6 protein-coding genes are annotated in these 4,941 nt (G+C 51.3%); all 6 read right to left on the minus strand.

The genetic code is table 11. The features are described 5' to 3' along the window. Positions 1-91: 91 nt before the first annotated feature. Positions 92-340: a hypothetical protein gene (locus BOW52_RS16310; RefSeq protein WP_078485143.1), complete on the minus strand. Its 249-nt coding sequence runs from the start codon at positions 338-340 to the stop codon at positions 92-94. A gap of 12 nt (positions 341-352) precedes the next feature. Next, entirely contained in the window at positions 353-670 is a 318-nt protein-coding gene (locus BOW52_RS17820; RefSeq protein WP_172840400.1) for a PhnD/SsuA/transferrin family substrate-binding protein, read from the minus strand. Between the two features lie 47 nt (positions 671-717). Further along, a complete protein-coding gene (locus BOW52_RS17825; protein ID WP_269087674.1) occupies positions 718-1,299 on the minus strand; it encodes a PhnD/SsuA/transferrin family substrate-binding protein in 582 nt (193 codons plus the stop codon). Between the two features lie 132 nt (positions 1,300-1,431). Next, entirely contained in the window at positions 1,432-2,607 is a 1,176-nt protein-coding gene (locus BOW52_RS16325) for a GGDEF domain-containing protein (protein WP_078485145.1), read from the minus strand. Between the two features lie 23 nt (positions 2,608-2,630). Then, positions 2,631-4,370: a putative bifunctional diguanylate cyclase/phosphodiesterase gene (locus tag BOW52_RS16330; protein ID WP_078485146.1), complete on the minus strand. Its 1,740-nt coding sequence runs from the start codon at positions 4,368-4,370 to the stop codon at positions 2,631-2,633. Between the two features lie 17 nt (positions 4,371-4,387). After that, a partial coding sequence (locus tag BOW52_RS16335) for a CBS domain-containing protein (protein WP_236725794.1) occupies positions 4,388-4,941 on the minus strand: 554 nt, incomplete at its 5' end.

Genomic DNA, 4,941 nt, shown 5'->3' on the forward strand with positions numbered 1-4,941 from the left:
TCTCCGTCGTTCGCTCACGCTCTCAACTACGAATAGGCAGACGGCGTCGACTATCGCGGACTAACCGCCTTCGCTTCGCTATCCATGGCGGTCAGCGGACGTAGAGAGGACCGCTATTGTCCATCACATCGGTTGCAAAACTGGCGATCGTTGCTAGATCCGTTGTAAGAACGGCATCTTTCACCGCGACAGAGAATAGGCTGGTTGTCTCTCGTGCACGCTCGATCAGCGCTTGCTCATTGGTCGTATGTAATTTGTCGAGCAGAACAAAGAGCAGTAACGACAGCAGTAACGCCTCGATGAAAGCAATGCCAAGAATAGTCTTGAGACGAAAAGACATGGATTGCGCGCTCTATTGAAGTGGTTGAATTTTTTCTAATTGCAAACGACGCACATCATCCCAACCGGCATCTTTGGCCTGTATTAAGCCGTTTTTAAAACCGAGCGAGCTGAGTAGTCTACGTCCTTCCGGATCTTCACCAATGCGTACCATTGCCTGCGAAATGCGCTCTATCTGTTCAGCTTTGAGCTTGGGGTGTGCCGCAAAGGCGTGAGGCGTGTAACGCTGAGTACGCCAGAGGATTCGTAATTGATCGCGTAATTTAGGAACAAAGCCCCGGGGAGTCGCTATTTTTGCGGAAGCATGTTTTGGGCATCCAAGCCCAAGCAAGCGGCAAATACTTAACGCGACCGTTTATGCCTACGGCGCCCCGACGGTCAGCGATTGAGTGTACGCAACACCCCTCCTCCCGCCGGTTTGAGCCCTGCGGCTACGGCACGATAGACCGAATCGTGTGAAGTAACGTAGGTAGGCGTCACGTCAATACCGCTTCGTGCAAACTCCGCACGCGGCAGAATACTGGCAGCAAAGGCGCCGGGAGATGGGAAAGCGACTACCTGTTTATCGAGATCAGAAATCTGCGTTATAGGGCTATCTTTGTGTACGATTACAATTCCCTGAATCTGCTTATCCCGCTCCTTGGCAAAAGCCATATAGCCAGGGGAGCGGTGGAAAACGGTGTAGTGATAGGGGTTCATATAGGCGAGATCATATTCACCCAGCGAGACGCGCTGTTCGAAGGTCGGAATATCGGTCGCAGTACGGAAGCGGATCTCATATCCGCTTAGCTCACCCAACTGTTTGAGAAACGGCCCCCAGAGTCGCGCCAGCTTGGTCGCTGATTGTTGAGGCACGACACCAAAGGTCAACCGCTCCTTCGCCTGCAGTGGTGTTGAAACCACCATCACAAGTGCCGATAGCAACAATACGAACTGTGTAAACCGTTTAAATAGTGTCACTGCGTTTTATCCATTCGTCTCTGATTGAGAATGCCTGACTACATCCACCTATACGACGATCATCTTTAAACGTCATAAAGTATATTCAATAACTGCAGGAGTTAATTGATTGATATCAAGCGTAAAAGATAATTAACTTGCCAATGCAACTAGATCTCTACCCGATGACTTCGCCTGATAGAGTCCCTGATCTACCCTGGAGATGAGTTCAACGGTGGTTTCTCCCTCGCGCCACTGCGCAACACCCGAGCTGGTCGTATAGCGAATCGGAACATCACCTGAGGAGTCAATCACGCTGCTGCTTCGACACGCCTCACCAACCCGTTCTGCAATCGCTATCGCCTCCGACTCATTACAGCCCGGAAGTATGGCGAGAAACTCTTCACCACCAAAACGCCCCACCAGACCACTGGTGGGAACACGTCCCTCCAGCAGCTTCGCAAATGATTGCAGCACGGCATCGCCTGCGGGGTGACCATAGGTATCATTTATTCGTTTAAACAGGTCTAGATCAAACAGTAGCACCGACACGGGCCCTTCGCCTTGATTCGATTTTTCAATCTCGTTTGTGAGCCACCGAATCAACACACGTCGATTCACCAGTCCCGTCAGCACGTCGCGAGTCGCCTCCCGATAGAGACGCAGCAGCATGTGCAACTGGGTCAACTCCACCAGCAGCGCGATAGCACCCAGCAACGCCAATAGCCAGAGATCACCCATGGTATGGATCGAAAAGAAGGTGCCAAAGTAGAGCTCTGTGGCCACTAGAAACATTGTCACCACAACGCAGTAAGCGACCCCCTCAACCAGCGTCAGCGGTACAATCGCCAGCAGGGCGACTAAGAGAAACGGTAGGAAAGAGTATCCAAACAGAATGCCCTCCTCGGGTAAGCCACCACCAAACAGCAGACGTGAGGCCACATAAAAAAGACCACAAACCACGATAAAGGCCAGCAACCTGAATTGCGCTGCTTTCAGTAATGCACACTTTGTCCCCCACATAGCAAGAATAATCAGCGTGGCAGAAAAGGCGAGGCGTAGTGAGAGCATGGGATAGAAGGTATCGCCATCCATTGCATAGAGATCGATGGGAATCCACAACGGCGCGGCAGCGGCAAAAATAAACGCCAGAATACGGACACGGATCGAGATGAATTCGGCCCGAGTCTTATCAAAGTCACTGGAATGGTAACGGTTTGAAGCGATATCCTGCGGATTGATCCGCCGGTACATATCGTTAATCTTCTCACCGAAGCTCACCGTCTGCACCTCTGCAACAGGCTGCTCACTCTCAATCAATTCACTCACCAGTACACCACTCTATAAAATAGTTACTGCAAAAATTGCTGCTCAAAATCATCAGCCGTCACTGGCTGACCAAAATAGTATCCCTGAATCGTGTCACAACCCTCGCTACGTAGGTACTCGAGCTGACACTTCTGCTCAACACCCTCAGCAACCACGTTTAGGTCCATGCTGTGTGCCAGCGAGATCAGCGCGGCAACGATCGCACCCTCATTTCGCTCGCTGCTGATATCGTTTATAAACATGCGGTCGATCTTCAGGGTATTGATCGGGAATCGTTTCAGATAGGCGAGCGATGAGTAACCGGTACCAAAGTCATCGAGTGAAATGGTAACCCCCATCTCGCGTATCGCGGTAAGCCGCTTGATGCTATCGATCACATCATCCATCAACATACTTTCAGTGATCTCAAAGGCGAGCGATGCAGGATCGACTCCCTCCTCCTCGATAATCTTTTTCGCCACATCGATAAAGCCCAGGGTCTGGAACTGACGCACTGAGATATTCACCGCCAGCTTAAATTCACTCAGCCCCAGTGCACTCCAACGTTTCAGTTGCTGGCACGCACTGCGTAGCACCCACTCGCCAATCGGAATGATCAACCCAGTATCTTCAGCCAGCGGGATAAAGTCAGAGGGCGCAATCATGCCCATCTCTTTGTGATGCCAGCGCAGTAGCGCCTCTGCACCCTTCACCTGTTGAGATTCCGCATCGACCAGCGGCTGATAGAAGACCTCAAACTCACCATTCTCCAACCCACTGCGTAGACCACTCTCCATCACCAGATGTTCCAGTGAACGAGCGTTCATCGTCGGTGAGTAGAGCTGGTAGCTGTTACGCCCCAGATCCTTGGAACGATACATCGCCGTATCGGCGTTCTGTAGCAGCAACTCATTACTCTCACCGTCGGTCGGGTAGACACTGATACCGATACTGCAGGTCACTACCAGCTCATTGCCATCGATCACAATCGGCATGGTAATCGCCTCGATCACCCGGTGGGCAGAGGCGACGGCATCTTCCTCATCGTCAATTTCAGAGAGGATAAAGACAAACTCATCACCCCCCATACGGGCCACGGTGTCATCTTCTCGTACTGTCTGGGTGAGGCGTTTCGAGACCTCCTTGAGCAGTTCATCTCCAACCTTATGACCCAGGCTGTCATTAATCAGTTTGAATCGGTCGAGGTCGATAAACATCACCGCAAGCCTGGACGAACTACGGTGCGCATGGGCAATCGCCATAGAGAGACGGTCATGGAAGAGTCGGCGATTCGGTAGTGCTGTCAGCGGATCGTAATATGCCAGATGTTTGATCCGCTCCTCATTCTCTTTAAGACTGCTGATATCACTGAACAGTGATGCATAGTGCGTTAATTCACCATTCTCATCGTGAATGGCCGTAATGGTCAGCAGCTCTGGGTAGATCTCACAGTTCTTGCGTCGATTCCAGATCTCTCCCTGCCAGTAACCATCACGATGTATCTTGCTCCACATATCACGATAGAACTGCTCATCATGACGTCCAGAGCTGAGTATCGATGGGCTCTTGCCAATGACCTCCTCAGACTCAAAGCCCGTCAATCTCACAAAGGCGGGATTGACCGACTGGATGATTCCCTCTGGATCGGTAATCATGATCCCCTCAGGTGAACAGTCGATAATTCGTTCAGCCAACAGTAGGTGACGTTTAGAGAGATCGAGCGCACGATCGCGCTCCTGTAGAGCGTGCTCAAGCTCTCGCATGACACCATGCTCAATGCTCAATGCTCAATGCTCAATGCTCAATGCTCAATGCTACGCATGATCTCGGCAAATCCAACGATGCCAATCAACTCATCGCGTTTATCGACCACACCGATATGACGGATACGCGTCTGCATGAGAATGTTACGTGCCTGGTAGAGGCTATCATCGTCTTTTACCGTCACAATCGGTCTTGAGGCAAGCTCACCAATCTGTTCGCTATGACGCTGTTCTGCCAGAAAGCGCACAACATCACGCTCGGTAAAGATACCCTTTACGCCATCCTCATAGCCGACAACAACAGCATCGGATTGAAACTCTCCCATCTGTTTCACCGCCTCACCAAAGGGTGTCTCACGCTCAATGATGATTGGCGGATTGGTAACTGCGGATTTCACACTACGCAGACGTAGAAAGTGCTCAACTCCCTGATTCCACACCACATCACTCTGCGAGACGATTCCGAGACGTTCACCAAACTCACCTACTACTAACATCGGGGAGTCGCTATTTTTGCGGAAGCTTGTTTTGGGCGTCCAAGCCCAAGCAAGCGGCAAATACTTAACGCGACCGTTTATGCCTACGGCGCCCC

The organism is Solemya pervernicosa gill symbiont, from assembly GCF_002020875.1.
GTDB lineage: Bacteria > Pseudomonadota > Gammaproteobacteria.